The organism is Candidatus Accumulibacter contiguus (assembly GCF_012940005.1).
Taxonomy (GTDB): domain Bacteria; phylum Pseudomonadota; class Gammaproteobacteria; order Burkholderiales; family Rhodocyclaceae; genus Accumulibacter; species Accumulibacter contiguus.
Genome location: NZ_SPMX01000022.1, coordinates 44,172 through 61,853 on the forward strand (window position 1 = coordinate 44,172; position 17,682 = coordinate 61,853).

At 64.0% G+C, this 17,682-nt stretch carries 10 protein-coding genes and 2 pseudogenes; 7 read left to right on the plus strand and 5 right to left on the minus strand.

What is annotated here, in order from left to right; all coding sequences use genetic code 11:
* Nucleotides 1-37 precede the first annotated feature (37 nt).
* The 7 genes and pseudogenes from E4Q08_RS09485 to E4Q08_RS09520 all read left to right on the plus strand — a co-directional run bounded on the left by E4Q08_RS09485 (nt 38) and on the right by E4Q08_RS09520 (nt 8,236).
* The gene (locus E4Q08_RS09485) at nt 38-256 is read left to right on the plus strand and encodes a hypothetical protein (RefSeq protein ID WP_169070208.1); all 219 of its coding nucleotides are present in this window, start codon (nt 38-40) and stop codon (nt 254-256) included.
* Entirely contained in the window at nt 249-1,295 is a 1,047-nt protein-coding gene (locus E4Q08_RS09490) for a PDDEXK nuclease domain-containing protein (protein WP_169070209.1), read from the plus strand. The genes E4Q08_RS09485 and E4Q08_RS09490 overlap by 8 nt, the downstream gene beginning before the upstream one ends.
* The gene (locus E4Q08_RS09495; RefSeq protein WP_169070210.1) at nt 1,292-1,432 is read left to right on the plus strand and encodes a hypothetical protein; all 141 of its coding nucleotides are present in this window, start codon (nt 1,292-1,294) and stop codon (nt 1,430-1,432) included. The genes E4Q08_RS09490 and E4Q08_RS09495 overlap by 4 nt, the downstream gene beginning before the upstream one ends.
* Nucleotides 1,425-2,928 (plus strand): annotated as a pseudogene (locus tag E4Q08_RS24055) (ATP-binding protein). Before E4Q08_RS09495 ends, E4Q08_RS24055 begins: the two are co-directional and overlap by 8 nt.
* A 96-nt stretch (nt 2,929-3,024) precedes the next feature.
* Nucleotides 3,025-5,636, plus strand: a pseudogene (pglZ, locus tag E4Q08_RS09510) (BREX-1 system phosphatase PglZ type A).
* Between the two features lie 8 nt (nt 5,637-5,644).
* Complete coding sequence (gene brxL, locus E4Q08_RS09515; protein WP_169070213.1) at nt 5,645-7,687, plus strand: protease Lon-related BREX system protein BrxL; 2,043 nt, start codon at nt 5,645-5,647, stop codon at nt 7,685-7,687.
* A 24-nt stretch (nt 7,688-7,711) separates the two neighbouring features.
* Nucleotides 7,712-8,236 (plus strand): hypothetical protein, encoded by a 525-nt coding sequence (locus E4Q08_RS09520; RefSeq protein WP_169070179.1) that lies wholly within the window; start codon nt 7,712-7,714, stop codon nt 8,234-8,236.
* 297 nt (nt 8,237-8,533) lie between these two features.
* On the opposite strand, the gene E4Q08_RS24605 is transcribed toward E4Q08_RS09520, so the two are convergent.
* The 5 genes from E4Q08_RS24605 to E4Q08_RS09545 form a co-directional block, all read right to left on the minus strand.
* Nucleotides 8,534-12,433: a PAS domain S-box protein gene (locus E4Q08_RS24605; protein ID WP_169070214.1), complete on the minus strand. Its 3,900-nt coding sequence runs from the start codon at nt 12,431-12,433 to the stop codon at nt 8,534-8,536.
* Nucleotides 12,418-13,530: a hypothetical protein gene (locus E4Q08_RS09530; RefSeq protein ID WP_169070180.1), complete on the minus strand. Its 1,113-nt coding sequence runs from the start codon at nt 13,528-13,530 to the stop codon at nt 12,418-12,420. The genes E4Q08_RS24605 and E4Q08_RS09530 overlap by 16 nt, the downstream gene beginning before the upstream one ends.
* Nucleotides 13,531-13,755: 225 nt before the next feature.
* Nucleotides 13,756-15,138 (minus strand): DUF4921 family protein, encoded by a 1,383-nt coding sequence (locus E4Q08_RS09535; protein ID WP_248594808.1) that lies wholly within the window; start codon nt 15,136-15,138, stop codon nt 13,756-13,758.
* Nucleotides 15,139-15,210: 72 nt separating this feature from the next.
* On the minus strand, nt 15,211-17,058 hold the full coding sequence (locus E4Q08_RS09540; protein WP_034918969.1) for an Hsp70 family protein: 1,848 nt from the start codon (nt 17,056-17,058) through the stop codon (nt 15,211-15,213).
* Complete coding sequence (locus tag E4Q08_RS09545) at nt 17,055-17,615, minus strand: DUF2760 domain-containing protein (RefSeq protein WP_034918967.1); 561 nt, start codon at nt 17,613-17,615, stop codon at nt 17,055-17,057. Before E4Q08_RS09545 ends, E4Q08_RS09540 begins: the two co-directional genes overlap by 4 nt.
* Nucleotides 17,616-17,682 lie beyond the last annotated feature (67 nt).

Consider the following 17,682-nt stretch of genomic DNA (forward strand, 5'->3'; position numbering starts at 1 on the left):
GCCTTCGCCACGTTTTTGCTGGCCCTGGAAGCACACCATGAACAATCCACCCTTTGAGCCGGTAACCGATCCAGAAGTCTTTCGCCGCGCGGTGCAGATGCTCGCCATCGGTAATGTCGCTGCGCATCGTGCCCAGGTGCTCAACCAGTCGCTGGGTATCCCGAACCATTATTCAATTGGCGGTCGCATCGTCACTGATCGGGATCACGATGATGGCGGGCGCGCCGTCGAGGTGAAAGGTCCCCGGAATGCGTGACGTCCTCGTGCTGCCAGTCGATTATGCCGCCTGGCTGACCGGTATCAAGCAGCACGTCCAGAACGTCCAGCAGAGGGCTGTGCTTGCCGTCAATCGCGAGCTGGTCTTGCTGTATTGGCAGATCGGTCGCGACATCCTGGAGCGCCAGCAAGCGCAGGGCTGGGGTGCGAAGGTTATCGATCAGCTTGCCAGGGACTTGACGGCGGCGTTTCCTGACATGAAGGGTTTCTCGCGTCGAAACCTGCTCTACATGCGCAGTTTCGCCGACGCGTGGCCAGAGCCGACATTTGTGCAAGAGGTACTTGCACAATTGCCCTGGTATCACCAGGTGACCCTGCTGGACAAGCTGAAGACGCGCTCAGACCGTGAATGGTATCTCGCCAAAGCCATCGAGCACGGCTGGTCGCGCAATGTGATGTGGCATCACATTTCCACAGCGCTGCACTTGCGATCCGGCAACGCAGTGACCAACTTCGAACAACGCTGGCCGCGGCCGGATTCCGAACTGGCGCAGCAAACCCTGAAGGATCCCTACCTCTTCGATTTTCTCGGCGTGTCCGAAGATGCGCTGGAACGGGACATCGAGGGCGCGATGGTGCGCCATGTCACCAAGCTGCTGATGGAACTGGGTGAGGGCTTTGCCTTCGCCGGCCGCCAGGTGCATGTCGAGGTGGCGGAAGAGGATTTCTACATCGATCTGCTGTTCTACAATTACCGCCTGCACCGCTTCCTGGTGGTGGAGCTCAAGGGCGGCGCCTTCAAGCCGGAACACGCCGGGCAACTCAATTTCTACGTCACGCTGGTGGATGAGCGGCTGAAGAGTGCCGACGACCAGCCCACCATCGGCTTGCTGCTCTGCAAGCAGCAGCATCGCATCGTTGCCGAATACGCCCTGCGCGGCATGACGCAGCCCATTGGCATGGCGGAATACAAGCTGCAATTGCCGGATGATCTGGCGCGCTATCTCCCCAGCATCGAGCAGATCGAGGCCGAGTTGCAGGACGAGGCAGCGTCGGATGACGAGGACGCGCCAGCATGAGCCAGCAACGCATCACCGACGGGCTCACCGCCGCGTTCTCCAGTCATTCTATGGTCTTCTGGCACGATGCCGACGGCGAGTTCAGGGATCTGCTGGCGAAGGCGAAGGCTGTAAAAGGAGGGGCGAGTGATGCCTGAGCATCCATCCAACACGCTGGAGGAACTGCTGACTCAACCCGAAGGCAAAACGCTTGAATTCAAGCGCGACCTCTCGTCGCCCAAGCCCTTGCTGAAAACCCTGGTGGCCTTTGCCAATACTGCCGGGGGACGATTGTTTGTGGGCGTGACCGATGACCACCAGGTGCTTGGCGTGGCCAACCCTTTGGATGACGAAGAGCGCTTGTGTAGCCTGATTGCCGATCGCATCGCGCCGCGCCTGGTGCCCAATGTGGAAATGATCACCGTGGCGGGCAAGACCTTGCTGGTGGTCGAGGTGTTTGTCAGCGGCACGCGCCCGCATTGGCTCAAGGCCGAGGGGCCGGAGCATGGTGTCTATGTGCGACTGGGTTCGACCAGTCGGCAGGCGGATCAGGCGCTGATTGACGAACTGCGTCGCACAGCGGACGGTGTGGCCTTTGACGAGCTGCCCATGCCCGACCTGGGCTTGGACGATCTGGATTTGGTAGCAGCCAAGCGACTGTTTCAGGGCATCAATGATCTGGACGACCAGGCGCTGCGCACGCTCAGGCTGCTTACGCCGTATCAGGGCAGGTTGGTGCCGACCAAGGGCGCGGTGCTGTTGTTTGGCAAGCAGCGCACCCAGCACTTCTCCGATGCCTGGGTGCAGTGCGGTCGCTTCGTGGGCACGGACAAGGCGGCTATCTTTGACCATATCGACTTTCATGACCCGCTGCCGCAGGCGGTGGACAGCATCATGCTGTTCCTTAAAAAGCACGCCATGCGCGGCGCTGACTTTTCCGACACCCGGCGAAAAGATGTTTGGAGCATTCCGCTCACCCTGCTGCGCGAGGCCGTGATCAATGCTCTGGTGCATGCCGACTACTCGCAGCGCGGCGCGCCGATTCGTGTTGCCTTTTTTTGATGACCGCATCGAAATCGAAAACCCCGGCATTCTGCTGGCTGGAATGACGGTGGAGGACATGCGCCAGGGCATCTCCAAGATCCGTAACCATGTGATCGCCCGCGTGTTCCGGGAACTGAACCTGATTGAGCAGTGGGGCAGCGGAGTGCGGCGAATTTTTAGTGAAGCGTTGTCGCAGGGATTGCCTGAACCTGAAATTATTGAAGTGGGCATGCGCATGCGCGTGGTGGTGCATCTGGCCGAAGCGATCCGCCCGGTACAAGTAACCGAACAAGTAACCGAACAAGTAACCGAACAAGTAACCGAACAAGTAACCGAACAAGTAACCGAACAAGTAACCGAACAAGTAGCACGCTTCCTTGAATGCCTGAAGCAAGGCCCGCTCAGCACGCGCGAGGCGATGGAGCGTTTGGCGTTGCAGCATCGACCGACGTTTTCTGCGAACTATCTACTGCCGGCGCTGAACGCAGGATTGGTTGAAATGACTCAGCCGGAATCACCAAGAAGTCCTACCCAGAAATACCGCCTGATTGCTCCACCGTACCGCAGCGGTCGAACGCGGGTTGAACCGGAGGGATGCGGTAATGAATGAGGCTACTGACACCGATTTGTGCACGAGCCTGTTGCACAATCGCTCTCGTGTAGGCCCCGACGATTCCCGGCCAGGGCACTTTACGGCGGGAATCCAATGACCCAGCAACGCATCACCGAAGCACTGACCACCGCGTTCTCCAGCCATTCGATTGTCTTCTGGCACGATGCCGACGGCGAGTTCTCTTTCTCCGTCAGGAACCTCTTGCCCGAGGGTATCGAACTGCTCTATCTCGACGACCTGCCGGCCTTGTCGATCAAGCTTCAACTGGAGCGCGCGACGCCTCGGGCCAGGTTCCTCCTCTACAGCGCCAAACCGGTTCCCGACCCAGCCAGCGACTGGCTGCTGGACATCCGGCTGCGCAGCAGGAGCTTCCACGCCGACAATGCGTCGATCCTGCTGGAGGATCTCGGCCTGAGCTCGCAGCAACTGCGAGCACACCTGAAAGAGCGCGCCAAGTTCCTCAAATCAAAGGATCGTGTCGACCGCCTCAAGCGCTGGGTTACGCCCAACGATGCCGCCGGGGATCTTGACCGCAAGATGATCGCGGTATTGGCAAGAGCCGAGCAACCGGAACTTTCCGGCATCCTGCTGCGGCTTTTCTCTGCCCTCGTCCAGGACGGCGTCGCCAATCTGGATGCCGAACCGAAGGCGTGGACCGACATCGTCGCCAATGACCTGATGGACTCGTTCTGGGTCCTGGTCGAACAGGAAATGGGCTATCGCGATGCCGCGCCGACGCTTCGGGATCTACTGTTCCGGATCCTGGTGACGGATTTTTCGCGGACCGTCAGCGGTTCCTGTCCTGCGCAGTTGTCGCATTTCATCCTCAACGACAAGGCACGCGCGGCGAATGCCTCGGTCTTTGTTGCCGGATGGCGGTCGCACATGCAGCACTTCGGCAGCTACGACGCCTTGTCCGGCAAGGTGGCTCGCGAACTGGGGCTGAGCGCGGTAATTGCCGGTCTGCCCGCTGAATCGTTGGCGGAATCGATGACTTTCGAGGAAGTCGAGCGGCGCATCATCCAGGACCTCAAGGACCGCATCATCGCCGGTGCCGGTGCCGACATGGACACCCTGCGCGAATTGATCGCCCGTCGTCGCGACGGCCATTGGGCCAACAAGCTGCTGGCGCACTCCAGCGCGACGACACGCGCCTTGGCGTCGTGTTACGACGCGCTGGAAGCGGCGACCAGCTTCTTCGAGCTGAAGGAGAAGTTCAACGCCGGATTCGGTTTCGCCAACGCCGAGGCCGGCTTGACGGCGTACCAGTCCGGGCTGTTCCGCTTCGATCAACTCTACAGGCAGATCAACCATGCTGCCGATGGTGTCGAGCCGACGGGTTGGGCCTTGTTGCATGAGCTTCGCGAGCGCATCGAGAGCGCCTATTCGGGTTGGTTCGTGCCGCAGTTGGGATCTGCCTGGAGCAAGGTGCTGGAGGGCAGCGACGGGCTGCTATCACGCTGGAAGACCGGTGCCTGGGTCAATCAGCCGGACTTCTTCGAGCAGCACGTCATGGCGCATCTGGAGGCAGGAATCCGCCGCGTGTTCGTGGTGATCTCCGACGCGTTCCGCTATGAGGCGGCGGAAGAGCTGGTGCGCGAGATTAACGGCAAGAGCCGCTTCAAGGCGGCCCTGACAGCCATGCTCGGGGTGCTGCCGAGTTATACCGCGCTCGGCATGGCGTCGCTGTTGCCGCACCATACGCTGGCCTACAGGAAGAACAGCAACCTCGATGTGATGGCCGACGATGCCGTGGTTTCCACGCTGGAGCAGCGTAGCGCACATCTCTCCAAATATCAGGCGTTGCCGTCAAGGCCGATGAACTGCTTGCCATGGGCAAGGACAAGGGCCGGGAATTTGTTCGCGACCACCGTGTAATCTACGTCTATCACGACAGGATCGACCTGCTGGGCGACAAGCAAGGCTCGGAGGGGCAGACCTTCGACGCCGTGGCGCAGACGCTGACGGAACTCAATCAGCTCGCCACCTTCATCGTCAACAGCCTCAATGGGTCGCTGGTACTGATCACGGCCGATCATGGCTTTCTCTACCAGGAATCGGCGCTCGACGACGCCGACAAGTCCACACTCGGCGACAAGCCGGAAGGCACGTTACGGGCGAAGAAGCGCTACCTGCTGGGGCAAGGAATCGGCCAGAACAGCAAGGCGTGGTGCGGCAATACGGCCGTCACGGCGGGGACGACAGCGGGTGAGGGCAGCATGGATTTCTGGGTGCCGAAAGGGGCTGCCCGCTTTCACTTTGCCGGCGGCGCCCGCTTTGTGCATGGCAGCGCCATGCCGCAGGAGATCGTGATCCCGGTGATCACCCTGCGCGAAAGTGAAAACCAGTCGGCCAGGACGCGCGCGGTGGAATTCAGCCTGCTGGGCTCGTCGAACAAGGTGGTCACGAACAAGCAGCGCTTCGAATTCATCCAGACGGAACCGGTTTCGGAACGGGTATTGGCAAGGTCGGTGCTGGTCTCCCTGCGCGACGGGGAGACGATGATCAGCGACGAACAGCCGGTGACCTTCGACAGCAGTTCCGGCCTGATGGACGAACGCAAGCGCTCGGTGATCCTGACCATCAGGTTCGGTCAATACGACAAGAGCAAAGACCATTTCCTGATTGCCCGTGACACCCAGACCAGGGTCGAAGTGATGCGGATTCCGCTCAAGGTGGATCTGGCCTTCGCCAACGACTTCTAGAACCGATCATGACTGAACAACTCCCCGAGAACGACGCCGATCTCGATGCCCTGCTGAATCGGCATTTCGCCGGCAAGGTGGTGCGCAAGGATCTGACCAAGCTGATCAAGGAAGGGGCCAATGTTCCCGTCTATGTCCTCGAATACCTGCTCGGGATGTACTGCGCGTCCGATGATCAGGCGACCATCGACTCCGGTCTGGTCAATGTAAAGCGGATTCTCAGCGAGAACTATGTTCGGCCCGACGAAGCCGAGAAGGTCAAGTCGAAGATCCGCGAGAGCGGCAGTTACAAGGTCATCGACAAGGTGACGGTCAGGCTCAATGAAAAGCGCGATGCCTATGAGGCGCTGCTGTCCAATCTCGGGGTCAGGAATGCCGAGATTTCAGATACCTACGTTCGCCAGTTCGAAAAGCTGCTGGTGGGCGGCATCTGGTGCATCGTGACGCTCCAGTATCGATTCGAGGAGAACCAGAAGGGCTCGCCATTCCAGGTCACCGATCTGAAACCGATCCAGATGCCCACCATGGACATGCCAGGGCTGTTCGAAGGGCGCAAGGCCTTCACGGAAGCACTCTGGATCGATGCGCTGATCCGCTCAACGGGCATGGAGCCCTCCTGCTTCAAGGATCGCGTGAAGTGGCATTTGCTGGCGCGGATGATTCCGCTGGTCGAGAACAATTACAACTTCTGCGAACTCGGCCCGCGCGGCACCGGCAAGAGCCACCTCTACAAGGAGATCAGCCCGAACAGCATTCTGGTTTCGGGTGGGCAGACCACGGTCGCCAACCTGTTCTACCACATGGCGGCGCGCAAGGTCGGCCTGGTCGGCCTGTGGGACGTGGTGGCCTTCGATGAGGTGGCCGGGATCAACTTCAAGGATCAGGACGGCGTCCAGATCATGAAGGACTTCATGGCCAGCGGATCATTCTCGCGGGGACGCGAGGCGATCAGCGCGAACGCGGCGATGGTCTTCGTCGGCAACCTCCCGCAAGGCCAGACGGTCGAGTCGCTGGTCAAGACCAGCCACCTGTTCAGACCCTTCCCCGAGGTGATGATCGACTCGGCGTTCTTTGACCGCTTCCACGCCTATGTGCCGGGCTGGGAGATCCCGAAAATGCGCCCGGAGTTTTTCACGAACCAGTACGGGCTGATCGTCGATTACCTGGCCGAGTACCTGCGCGAAATGCGCAAGTACACCTTCGCCGACGCCATCGACAAGTGGTTCAAGCTCGGCAACAACCTGAATCAGCGCGACACCATCGCCGTACGCCGGACGGTGTCGGGCCTGCTGAAGCTGATCTGTCCCGCCGGCGATTACCACAAGGAGATCGTGAGGAAGTGTCTTGAGTACGCGCTGGAAGTCCGCCGGCGCGTGAAGGAGCAGCTCAAGAAGATCGGCGGCATGGAGTTCTACGACGTGCACTTCTCCTACATCGACCTTGAGGATAGTCAGGAGCGTTTTGTTGCCGTTCCCGAACAATCGAGCGGCGCACTGATTCCGGATGGCCGCCTCGCACCGGGAGCGCTGCACACGATCAGCATGGGAACGTCCGAAATGCCGGGGATCTACCGTATCGAAATTCAAACCATCGCCGGCGGTGGAAAAGTATCAGCGTCGGGTGCTGCACCACGCGAACCGGTGCGGGTTGCCTTCGACTATTTCAAGGCCAATTCCTCGCGCATCAGCGCATCGATCAAGCCAGGCGAACACGATTTCCACCTGCAGCTGCTCGAGTTGCAGAATGCGGGTGCGCCGCAGTCATTCACGCTTGCCAGCTTCATTGCCCTTTGCTCGGCAGCGCTGGGCCGCCCGGTTCAGTCGCAGATGGCAATCATGGGTGACATGAGCCTTGGCGGTACGGTGGTGCAGGTGCGCAATCTTGCCGAAAGCCTGCAGCTTGCGTTTGACGCCGGGGCGAAGAAGATACTGTTGCCAATGTCCAGTGTTGGCGATATTCCCAGCGTTCCGGGGGAACTGTTCGCCAAATTCCAGACCAGTTTCTATTCCGATCCGGTGGATGCGGTATTCAAGGCGATTGGGGTTGAGTGAGGTGAGTCTTGAGGAAGACGGTTCATGAAAAGCGCTTTGTTCGTTGATTTCGACAACATTCCGGTCTGCGCCGCCTTGACCCGCCAGAACAGGGGCGAGGAGATGGATGCTCTCTGCCGAGAGCATGACGTTCCCTTCTTTGTCTGGCGGAGATCAAGCCGCTATTACTTGTCGAAGGGTGTCGGTCGCGGCGTATTGTCCGCGGACGGCAGCAGCAGGGGGATCTTGATCGATGCCGACGGCTACATCACCTACGTCGGCCGCGCCGACGACGTGTTCAAGGATGCGGGCGGGGCAGGGGACGGGCAGGGCCATTGGCGACAGCCGCCGTGGCGGCGCTGGCCTGCGGATTGCTGGCGGCGCACGCGGCATTTGCCGAGGACCTGCCGTCGTGTCTGCGACGCGTGGCGGAGCAGGCACCACAGGAGGTGCTTCTCGCCGTCCGGCCGGGCGACGAGGAACTGCTGGCCCGGCTGGTGTACGCCGAGGCGCGGTCGACCGGCTTCGCCGGCGATCCGCGGGTGGCGCGCGGAATCGCCTGGGGCGTGATGAACCGGGTGCGTCTGGGCGAAGTGTCGGCAAGCGCGCGTCGGCGATACGGCAGCGGGGTCGCCGGGGTGATCTTCCAGCCGCAGCAGTTCAACCCGGCGGTCTCGCGACGTTCGCCCTTCGCCGCCGGCTTTCTCTGCCCGCAGGACGCGGCGGCGTGGCGGCTCGCCTTCGCAGCGGCCGGCATGGCGCTGCGCGGACACGACGCCGAATCAATCGCTTGCGATGCGGCAGTTGACCGGCATCTGCCGCCGCGGCGGTCCGCGTACCGGCAACAGGCGACGGGCGAGCACCATCTCAGCGGGGCACGGTGCCCCATGTGGCCGCTGCGGGCTGCGCGTCAGGGGCCTGCAGCGGCAGTTCGAGGACAAAGGTGGTTCCCGTGCCGGGTGTGCTGCGCGCCTCGATGCGGCCGCCGAGCACCCGGGTGGCGATGCTGTAGACGATGTGCAGGCCGAGGCCGCTGCCGCCTTGGCCGAGGCGGGTCGTGAAAAACGGATCGAAGATGCGCGGCAGGTGTTCGGCGGCAATTCCACAGCCGTTGTCGCTGACCGTCATGGTGATGCGTCCGTTGAGGGGCTGGCTCACCTCGATCTCGAGGAGGCCTGCTTCGGCCTGCGCGAAGCCATGCTTGAGCGCGTTGGCTGCCAGGTTGGTGATGACTTGGCCCAAGGGGCCGGGGAAGCTGTCCATGACGATGCCGTCCGGGATGTCGACCCGGAGGCGATGCGGGGTCTTCCTGTACTGCGGTTCCAGTGTGGCCACGATCTCGCCGATCGTCGCCGCGAGGTCGAACTGCCGGCGCTGCGCGCTGGTTTGGTCGACGGCGACCTGCTTGAAGTGTCCGATCAGGTCGTTCGCCTGCAGGAGGCTGCGCTCGAGCAGGCTGGTGGCCTGCATCGCAACGGCGAAGAAGTCCCGCAGCGCCGTGCGCGACAGGCTCGCGCCCTCCGTCAGTTGCGAGAACTTGCGGATCCTGTCCGACAGGGTGGTGGCCACCATCAGGCTGTTGCCCAGCGGTGTTCCCATCTCGTGCGCCACGCCGGCTACCAGCGAACCCAGCGAGGCCAGCTTCTCGCTGCGGATGAGTTCTTCCTGGGCGCGACGCAGGGTGTCCAGCGTTTCCCGCAACTGCGCGTTGGAGGTGGCGAGCTCTTCGGTGCGCAGCCTGACGCGCTCGTCGAGATCCTCGTTTGCACGCCGGAGGGACTCCTCGGCCTGCTTGCGGGCGGTGATCTCGAGGGCGGCCCCGACCGTGCGCAGTGGCTGACGCGAGCCGCCCTCGCCAGCGAAAGACGTCTGCCCCATCGCCAGCACCCAGCGGACGACAGCGGCGTGGCCAACGATCCGGTACTCGGATGCGTACTGGCCGTCGCCGCTCGGGTCGTGGGCGAGGCGAGTGGCCGCCAGCACCATCTCGCGGTCGTCGGGATGGACGAACTCGATGAACCCATCGACGGTCCGTGGCTCATCCGCTCCCCAGCCGAATATCGCGCCCATCTCGGGCGACCAGTAGATCGTGTCGGCCCGGTGATCGTGGTCGAAGATGCCGATCCCGGAGACGCGGATCGCCTGCCGCAGGCGGTCCTCGCTCTGGCGCACCGCTTCTTCGGCGCGCCTGCGCTCGGATACGTCGCGCACGAAGGCGAAGCCGTAGACCCGACCGCCGAAAGCGATGGATCGCGACGATGCTTCGACCGGGAAGATGCTGCCGTCCTTGCGCCGGTGCCGCGTGCCGTTGCCCAGCAAGCCGGCCAGTTCGGAGCCTTGCGCCGATTCGCGCCAGCCGGCTTCGCTGGTGTCCGGATCGACATCCCAGAGGTGCAGCCGCAACAGTTCTTCGCGCGTGTAGCCGAGCGAGCGGCACGCCTGATCGTTGGCATGGACGAAACCGCCGTCCCGGTCCAGCCAGAAGATGGCGTCCGACGCGTGCTCCACCGAGAGGCTGGTCAGCTCCAGCATCTCCTCCGACTGCTTGCGGGTGCTGATGTCGGCATGCGTGCCGAGCAGCCTGAGCGGCCGCCCTTGCCCGTCGCAGGCGACCACCCTGCCGACCGACTGAATCCATCGCCATTCGCCCGACCTGGTCTGCAGCCGGTACTCCAGCTGATATTCGGTGCGAGTGCCGGCGATGCACTCGTGCAATGTCCGCCCGGCGGCGTCGCGGTCGTCCGGGTGCACGCGCTCGAGCCAGCTCGCCGCATTCAATTCCAGTTCGCCGGCTGCGTAACCCAGCATGCCGGCATACTCGGCGCTGATCACCGCCTCGCCGGTGCCGAGGTCGAGGTCGTAGAAGCCGAGGTTCCCCGCGACCAGGGCGAGGCGCAGTCGCTCCTCGTTGTTCTTCAGCGCCGTTTCGGCGTCGCGACGTCTCCGGTTTTCGTGCACGGCCTCGGTGAGACTTGCGCAGTTGTTCAGGAAGGGAGCGAGCTGTGTCGCCAGTTGCTCGCCGTAGCCCCCCTTGCGGTTGGCGACACCGACCATTCCCACCAGCTCGTCGCCACGGAAGAAGGGCAGTCCCATGAATGCGTTCAGCGCGGGATGGCCGGGCGGACGGCCGTGTCGCCGCGGATCGTTGTCGGGATCGTTGGCGATCACCGGCCTTGCGGTGGTCATCACGGCGCCGAAGAGCGTGTTCAGGTTGCGGAACTCCAGACCCTGTGGCGCATGCGTCGCGTAGAATGCCCGCGTTTCGTCGTTCCAGGCGATGTTGGTGATCGCCTGCGTGCGCAGGAAGGGCGAGCCGTCTTCGTTGCGGCATACCTCGCCGATGAAACCGTACTCGCTTTCGGTCATCTCCAGCAGTGAGGACAACATGCGCTCGAAGACCTCGCGGGTATCGGCGCCAGCGATGTACAGGGCCTGCGTCTGGCTGATGGCGTTGATCAGGGTGTTGGAGGTGCGCAAGGATCTCTCCGCGCCCTTGCGCCGGCGGATGCTGTTGATTAGCAGGAGCACGGCCAGGCTCAAGGCGAGGAGCACGGCCGCCGTCACCCAGACGGTGCCGCGATACTGATCGTACAGCGTCGGCGGCTTGCCGACGACGACGCTTCCTTCGGGAAGTTCAGACTCGTCGATGCCGTGGCGCTGCATTTGGCCATGGTTGAAGACGTAGGCGAGCGGCGCCTGTTGCACCGGAATGCTCCGCGCGTCCTCGCCCGCCAGGATGCGCAGCGCCATCCGTGCCGCGAGCCGACCGATGTCGGTGCCGTCCTCGACCTTGCCGCCGAGGGTCAGGCCGCCGCGAACGCGATGGCTGGTGATGTCGAACAGCGGCGCCGGCGACGCGGCGCTCACCCGGCCGATGACTTCCGCCGGACTGTGCCACTTGCCCGCAGCGTCATGGGCGGAGGCCAGGACGAAGACGATGTCCTCGGCCGACAGCGCGGCGGCGCTGGCGACGATTTCCTCGAGCTCGAGATCGTGCTTGATCCGGATCGGTATGTTCGTCTTCAGCGTGCCGAGGACCTCGCGCGCATGCTCCAAACCCGTGCCGGAATCGGCCCGGTTCGCGTACACCACGACTTGCGCGGCCTTCGGTCGCAGGTGCTGTGCCGCCTGCAGGGTCGACGGGATGTCGATCCGTTCGATCACTCCCGTGATCGCGATCTCCGGCGGCAAAGCTGTCGCGTCGAAGGCCGCCGCATCGCTGAAAACGACCGGCGTGCCGGCGAACAGCGACGGCTGATTCCTGGCGAGGAAGGAAACGGCTGCGTCATCGGTGGCGATGATCAGGTCGAAGCGCTGCGAGCGGTAGCGGCGCCCGAGATGGTCTGCGAAGCCGCGCTCGTCGTAGGGGGCCGGCAGTCGCAGGACATCCATGTACTCCAGGAAGATCTCCGGACGCAGGCGGCTCTCCTCGAGTACCGACGTGATTCCTTCGACCTGGGCGTCGGTCCACGCGAAACCCAGGTGGTACGAGCTCAGTACGAGAACGGCCTGGCGATCGGGAGCAGCCTGGACGTCGTCGGTCGCGATCAGGAAGGTCGCCAGGATCGCTGCCCAGCCGAGCATCCGGATGCCGTTCAGGACGCGCATGCCGGCCACGCTGATCCGCGCCAGTTGGCGCGCGGCAAGCCGGACGCGGACCGCGGCTGCGCCCGCGTCAGGTTTCATGCGGTCCACCCGGGTCGTCCCGAGCCAATCCGCTTCCCGCCCGTGACCACCGAGCTTCGCGGCCGTCAAGCCTGCCCGCACTGCATCGCCTCGATCTGCTGCCGCAGATCAGCCGCCCGCCGCCGCCCGGCCTCGTCCCCGAGCACCGCACAGGCTTCGTCCACTTGCGCCAGCACCGCCAGCGCGGGCGCGAACGCCTGCCCCATTGCCAGGAACTGCGCAAGAAGCGGCCCGACGGCCGAGATCCCGTCGGGAATGCGCATCTGCGCGGCGATGTCGTAGGCCTGGCGGAGGCTCTCGAAAATGGCCAGGAAACCTTCCTCGGTCTGCTGCTCGTTCCTGTCCAGACGCAATGAAGCGATCTTGAAGTGCACCACCGACTTCTCGCGCACATCGCCGAGCTTTTCATAGACCGGCAGCTCTTCTTCCCGCCGGATGCGCAGCGCCTCGTCGAGCTGCCCGCGCGCCTGCAGGATGTCGGCCTGACCCCCGCGCGCAATCGCGACTTCCCGCTCTGCACCTGCCGAACGGAAAAGCTCCACCGCCTCCGCAAAGCAGCCATTGGCGCCGTCGGGATCACCGCTGGACTGGGCGGCCCTTGCTTCCCGCAGCAGCGCCGAGCCACGCTCGAAGGGCGAGGTGGCGCGGTTCTTGAGCCCCGCGACGCTCGCCATGCGCAACCCTGGGTCGCCGGCGCGGTCCGCCACATCATGGACGGCAGACCAGAAGTCGCGGGACGGAGCGTGGCCTTGCGCAGCGAGCGCCTGGCGCGCCGGCAGGACCAGTTGATCGAGGATGGCCTGGGCGCGGTCGCCCTGCTCGTGGCGATGGCGGGCGAGCACGGCGGTGGCGGCGTCGATCAGCCGGGCTGGCGCTGCCGACCCGGCCCGCTGGATCAGGCGCCAGGCCTCGGCGGCAAAGGCGACCGGCCAGCGGAAGGTGTCGCCGTCGATCCACGCGTCTGCGAGCGCCGGCAGCGCGGCGGCCGCCCATTGGCGGGCGTCGTCGTCCGCGATGGCATCGACCAGCGGGCGGGCGAGCGGGTTGACGGCGGCGTGCGCGATGTCGGCCAGTTGCCCATGGTCGTCGAGCAGGCCGAGGCCGAGCAGGCGCTGTGGAATCGGACGTCCTGGCGCGCACAGCGACGGGCGCGAGTTGCAACTGTGAGAGATAGGCATGCGCCGACATGACTGAGGCCTCCTGAGTGTGATGGCGGGCCGCGCCGGCGAGGCGACGGCTGATGGCCGGCAAGCGGCCAGAGTCCGCGGTCTCGCGCAGGACTGGCAAGCCTCCCTGCTACGAATCCGATGCCGTCCATTCTAGCTGATGGCACACGACATCTGGCGCGTATCCGTGGTTTTCACCGTGCCCTGGCGGTCTCGATGGCTGGAGCATCGCTCCGGCTAGGATTCGCTGCGCGCGTCGCCCGACAATGGCAGGAACTCGCCGTCGCGCGATTGCTGCAGGCGGACTGCAGGGTTGTACTTGAGGCAGTTGGGTACGCAGTCGCACTCGAATGCGATTTTCATCAGCGCGATCTTGCCCTGGTTTTTCAGCTCGAAGATCCGCGGCACGACTTTGTCGCGCAGCGATTCCGGGTCGATGGTGTTGACGTAGATCAGGGTACCGCCCTCGAACCCGGCGGGGTTGGAGACACGCCACTTGATCTGCACCCGCCACGGCATCGGCACATCGGCATCGGGCGGTTTGTAGTGCCATTCCTCGTTGCACGGGATGCCCGGCCCCATCGCGGCGTGGCAGGCGTGCACCAGATCCGAGACGGCGCGCAACTCATCGACCGAATGGTTCCACGGCTGGCTGCGCTCGCTCTTCGAATAGACCTCGAGCGTCGGAAACCGATGCCCGAAGCCGGCGAAGGCGATCGCATGGTCGTTCTCGGCGAACACCAGATTGCGGTAGGCCGCGTAATTGACCGCCTCCTCGTTGTAAATGTTCGGGTTGGCCCGCACCAGGCGGATCTCCATGTCATTGGAGACCCCGCGCTCGTCGATGGCGACCAGTTGTTTGTGCAGATGATCGAACGATGCGCCGGCCGGTTTCAGCCAGTTCTGGAACACGGCCACGTAGCGCACGTAGCGGTTGGACAGGTAGATTTCGCGCAGCGCCTCGATGGTGAAGCGAAAGTACTGGTAGTGCTCCTCGGGCGTCATCGAGCCGGAACCGGCGAGCTGATTGGCATGGGTTGCGCCGTCGATGAAATGGCGGTTGGCGATGATGAGTTCATGGCCGCCGCCGAAGAACGCGTTGGCCATCGCGATCTTCTCCTCGATCGGTGTGGCGCGGACCGTCGCCTCGTCGGCCCCGCAAAGCCGCATCCGCGTGTTGACGATGTCGAGCACATGGCGCCAGCCGCGCTCGCTCGCGAGGTAGTTGTCCTTGCGCGACTGCAGCGAGACCGGCAGCGTGTAGTCGTAATTCTTTTGCCAGTAATCGCAGGAAACGATCTCGAACAGATTCGGCACCCGCCGGAATGCCCAATCGGTATTCACGGTCTCTTCGGCCGACAGCCCCTTGATCGTTTCCCAGCCGGTGGCAGTGCGTACGAGACGGGCTTTCTCCGGCGGCGTCTCGAACAGCCGGCTTTCGCAGAAGGTGCAGTGCTTGCCGTGCCTGGCGGGATCGAGCGGTGCGCCGGCATGGTTGTCTTCACCGAGCGGGCGATGGCCGCGACCCGGCACCGTCCAGACCTCGGTACCGGTAAACGGGTTGAACTGCTTGATCGTGCCATCGCGCATGCGGATCAAATAGTCGGCGACCGGCATCATGTCATGCGTTATCGGAGCGTGAGTTCGAGGTTCAGGGAAGATCGACATCATACTAATTGACGGGTGACGCAATCAGTCGCTGGCTCCAGCGCGCACGTCGAACTCGACTTTCCAGTGCTGCGGACCATCGTGCGGCAGGGCTTCGAGTTCGAGCGTGCCGGCTTCGGTGATGCGCGCATGCAGCCTGACGCGCACCACCTCGCCAGCGGCACGGCCTTCGCTGGGCAGGGTGGTCTGGATCTCGTCGAGTTCCTGCAGTTCTTCGGGTTCCCAATCGTCGAGCAGGGTGCCCACCTGGTCCTGACGGCGGACCGACGAGCCGAAGAAGCGAAAGCGCACCTGCTCGCCGACGACCAGGCCGAATTCCAGCTCCGACAAGGCGGCTTCGCTGCCTTCTTCCATGCCGAACGGTGCCAGGCACAGCGCCTGCACCGGTGGCTGCAGGCCGGGTACCGCGGGCATCACCGATTCGACCGCGACATAGTACGCCTGCGCCGTGCCGCCACGGATACGCACGCCCTGGCCGCGCCGGACGTAGCCGTAATAGGCGGCACCGCGCGCGACGGCGAGGTCGAGGTCGGCGCCTTCGAGCAGGCGTGCGGCCGGGGCGGCCTCGGCGGTGAGCCAGGAATTGACCGTCGTCAGGGTGCGCTCGGCGAGCAGTTCGGACTTGAAGACGCCGCCGTTGAAGAGCACGGCGGTCGGATGCAGAAAGGTCGCGTCTTCGGGCAACTCGCCGGTGAAACCCTCGAGATCGGCGGTCGCGGCGACCTGGCGGGCGAGAAAAGCGGCCAGGTGACGGGTGATGGCAGCATCCTGCGCGTAGGGCAGGCCGAGCTGCGTCAGGCCGCCGCGTCCACGGCCCTGCGGGCGATCGGCGATCTTTGCTGGCGGGAAGAAACCTTCGAGCAGCGTTGCGGTGAGTTCTGCACGCGTCAGTTCGCTGCGGATCGATCCGCCGATCAGCTTGGCGCCGCGGCTGGCGATCACCAGCGGCACGGCAGCGAGATCGGGATCGCTGAGCAGCGTTTCCTTGGCACCCCGGCAGGCGTGCGTCAGCGCCCGCAGTTGCCAGGCGTCGAGCTTGCTGCCCTGCGCGGCCAGCTTGCCGGCGACGGCATAGGCCAGCGCCAGGTCCATGTTGTCACCGCCGAGCAGAATGTGCTCGCCGACGGCGACACGATGCAGTTCGAGGTTGCCTTCCCGTTCGAGCACGGCGATCAGCGAAAAGTCGCTGGTGCCGCCGCCGACATCGACGACCAGGATGATGTCGCCGGGCCGTACCTGTTTGCGCCAGCCGCCGGCGCTCTGCTGAATCCAGCTATAGAGCGCCGCTTGCGGTTCTTCGAGCAGGGTCATGCGCTCGCAGCCGGCGGCACGCGCCGCTTCGGCAGTCAGTTCGCGGGCCGCCGGGTCGAAAGAGGCGGGAATCGTGACGACGATCTCCTGCTCGACGAAAGGGGCCTCCGGCTGCGCATCATCCCAGGCGGCGCGCAGGTGTCCGAGATAGCGCAGCGAGGCTTCGAGCGGCGACAGGCGCGCCACTTCCGGCGGTGCGTCGTTGGGCAGGATTGCCGCGCGCCGGTCGACGCCGGCGTGGCAGAGCCAGCTCTTGGCGCTCGACACCAGGCGGATCGGCGTTGCCGCACCGCGGCTGCGCGCCATTTCCCCGGTCGCATAGTCCAGTTCATCGGTCCACGGCAGGTCCAGATCGCCGTCGGCGAGCTCGCTCGGGTGCGGCAGGTAAATGAATGACGGCAGCAGGCCGAGCGCCTCGATTGAACCGGGTGCGGTCAACTGCGGCACCTGCAGCACCTCCTGCACGACCTGCTCGCCATCGCAGGCGCCGATATCGACGTAGGAGAGAGCGCAATGCGTGGTGCCCAGATCGATTCCGATCGAAAATTTTGGCTCGCTCATAGTTCCACCTCTGCGGGGGCAACGATGTTCAGTTGATGACTGCCGCTCAACTTGGGCAGGCGGGTTTCGACCACCCGCCAGCCGCGGTGAGTGATGCTGCCGTGGAAGGGGGGTTGGCCGACGACATTGCCGGTGACGCGAATCGCCGCTGCGTCGAAGCCTGCCGGCAGCGTGATCCGGCTGCCTTCGGCTTCATCGCGGACCGGGCGGATCGTGAAGTTGTCGTGCAGCACCTTGCGACAGCCTTCATGCACGACGCGTACCGCAGCGCCGATGTCGGCGTCGGCATAGGCGGCGACATCCTCCTGAATGAAGTCGATGAAGCGCGCCTCGCGCTGCAGCAGGCCAAGGAGTTGCAGTGCGCCGTCGGGAGCGGCTTCCCGGAGCGGCACGACGACCGGTTTGGGTGCCGGCGCCGCTGCCGAAGGTTCGGCGCGCTGTTCTCCGAAGCGCAGCGCCTGCACGCGCGCGGCAAACTGGCCATCGGAAAGGATCGAGAAGAAGGTGCCAAAGGCGAGGGAGATCCTGCTCAACAGGGAAGGATTGGCTGGTTTCATGAAATGGTCCTGGTGTCTGCCGCAGCAGCTCGGTAAGGGGCTTCAAGACTCCGCCGCAGCCCGCAGG

Bases quoted from the DNA above. Each gene is read 5' to 3' on its own strand.
- E4Q08_RS09495 (WP_169070210.1), top strand. From the start codon at position 1,292: ATGAGCCAGCAACGCATCACCGACGGGCTCACCGCCGCGTTCTCCAGT.
- E4Q08_RS09530 (WP_169070180.1), bottom strand. From the start codon at position 13,530: ATGCCTATCTCTCACAGTTGCAACTCGCGCCCGTCGCTGTGCGCGCCA.
- E4Q08_RS09485 (WP_169070208.1), top strand. From the start codon at position 38: ATGAACAATCCACCCTTTGAGCCGGTAACCGATCCAGAAGTCTTTCGC.
- E4Q08_RS09545 (WP_034918967.1), bottom strand. From the start codon at position 17,615: ATGAAACCAGCCAATCCTTCCCTGTTGAGCAGGATCTCCCTCGCCTTT.
- E4Q08_RS09540 (WP_034918969.1), bottom strand. From the start codon at position 17,058: ATGAGCGAGCCAAAATTTTCGATCGGAATCGATCTGGGCACCACGCAT.
- E4Q08_RS09535 (WP_248594808.1), bottom strand. From the start codon at position 15,138: ATGATGCCGGTCGCCGACTATTTGATCCGCATGCGCGATGGCACGATC.
- E4Q08_RS09520 (WP_169070179.1), top strand. From the start codon at position 7,712: ATGAAAAGCGCTTTGTTCGTTGATTTCGACAACATTCCGGTCTGCGCC.
- E4Q08_RS09490 (WP_169070209.1), top strand. From the start codon at position 249: ATGCGTGACGTCCTCGTGCTGCCAGTCGATTATGCCGCCTGGCTGACC.
- brxL (WP_169070213.1), top strand. From the start codon at position 5,645: ATGACTGAACAACTCCCCGAGAACGACGCCGATCTCGATGCCCTGCTG.